The organism is Massilia sp. UYP32 (assembly GCF_050434365.1).
Taxonomy (GTDB): domain Bacteria; phylum Pseudomonadota; class Gammaproteobacteria; order Burkholderiales; family Burkholderiaceae_D; genus Telluria; species Telluria timonae.
The window spans coordinates 1-1476 of sequence record NZ_JBNDIK010000065.1; the positions used below are offsets into that span (position 1 = coordinate 1).

Annotated in this window: 1 protein-coding gene; it reads left to right on the forward strand. The window is 58.9% G+C overall.

Going from position 1 to position 1476, the window contains the following annotated elements:
* Positions 1 to 86: 86 nt before the first annotated feature.
* Positions 87 to 1412: an ISNCY family transposase gene (locus tag ABIB42_RS25860; protein WP_005671140.1), complete on the forward strand. Its 1326-nt coding sequence runs from the start codon at positions 87 to 89 to the stop codon at positions 1410 to 1412.
* The last annotated feature ends 64 nt before the right edge of the window (positions 1413 to 1476 follow it).

The window sequence follows — 1476 nt, forward strand, 5'->3', positions numbered from 1 at the left end:
TGTTAGCGCAAAGTAGTAATGTCCCCTCTCCGCTAAGTAGAAATGTCCCCTAGGATGCCCTGAAGGGGGACGGGACAGTGCTCAAGATGACAGCCAAAGACGTGTTGCGTAGCCAGGTGATGGCACAGGTAGTTGAGGGTAAGCTGGATCAGGAAAGTGCTGCCAGGAGGCTGGGCATCAGCACGCGCCAGGTGAAACGTCTGAAGCGGCGTATGCTCGACGAGGGCAATGCAGGGCTACTGAGCAAGAGCCGGGGCAAACCGTCGAATCGACGCACGCCACAAGAGAAGCTGTCCAAGGCATTGGACCTGATCAGGGCGCACTATGCGGATTTCGGTCCGACGTTGGCATGCGAGAAGCTCGACGAACTGCATGAGATCCGCCTATCAGTGGAAACGGTGCGCAAGGCGATGATTGCGGCGCAACTGTGGAAACCGCGTCGTGGCGCAACAGCGCGGACACACGCAATGCGCGAGCGCAGGGCGCGGCGCGGAGAGCTGATCCAGATCGATGGATCGCCGCACGACTGGTTCGAGGGCCGCGCGCCCCGCTGCAGCCTGTTGGTGTTTATCGACGATGCCACGAGCGAGCTGATGGCATTGCGTTTCGTCGATGCCGAGACGACGCTTGGATACATGAGTTTGCTGGAGGAGCACATCAGAAATCATGGCCTGCCAGCGGCCCTGTACAGCGATCGTCATAGCATCTTCCGGATCAGCACGGGCGACAAGAGTGGCGTCGGTGAAGGGCAAACGCAGTTTGCACGCGCATTGGAACAACTCGGTATCGAGGGCATCCAGGCTAACAGCCCGCAGGCCAAGGGACGAGTCGAGCGAGCCAATCAGACCTTGCAGGACCGCTTGGTAAAGGAGATGCGGTTACAGGGCATCAGTAGCCAGCAGGCTGCCAATGCCTGGCTACCGCAGTTCATTCGCGCCTTCAACCGGCGCTTTGCCGTCACGGCCGTGCTGCCTGAAGACGCTCATGTGCCGTATGGCGGAACCGAAGCTGCTCTACGCCGAATCCTCTCGGTGCATACACCTCGCCGCCTGTCGAGCAACCTGAGCTGTCAGTTCAATGGCTTGCTGTATCAGATCCAAATTGCCGACCAGGGGCGAGCATTGCGTGGCGCCAGCGTTACTATCGTCACCCATCCGGAAAGTGCGACCGAGGTCGTCTGGCAAGGCCGGGTTTTGCAGCACACATGCAGCAGCAAGCCAATCAAGCAGCATGAGGCGATCGACGGCAAGGACATCAATGGCAAGGTCGAGCAGGCACTCGCCCGACGCCAACCGCCACAGCCTATCGGACACCCCTGGAAAAAACGCATGGAAACGCAACCGGGCACCGTCCCTGTACGTGCTGAGTTCGCCCATACGAAATCGCATCTGGCCCCTGTCACCAATCCGTGATCAAATTGGCAAGAGGGACATTTCTACTTTGCGCAACAGGGGACATTTCTATTTAGCGTTGACA

What these genes read in the sequence shown, in the direction of transcription:
- ABIB42_RS25860 (WP_005671140.1), top strand. Translation starts at nt 87, where the DNA reads ATGACAGCCAAAGACGTGTTGCGTAGCCAGGTGATGGCACAGGTAGTT.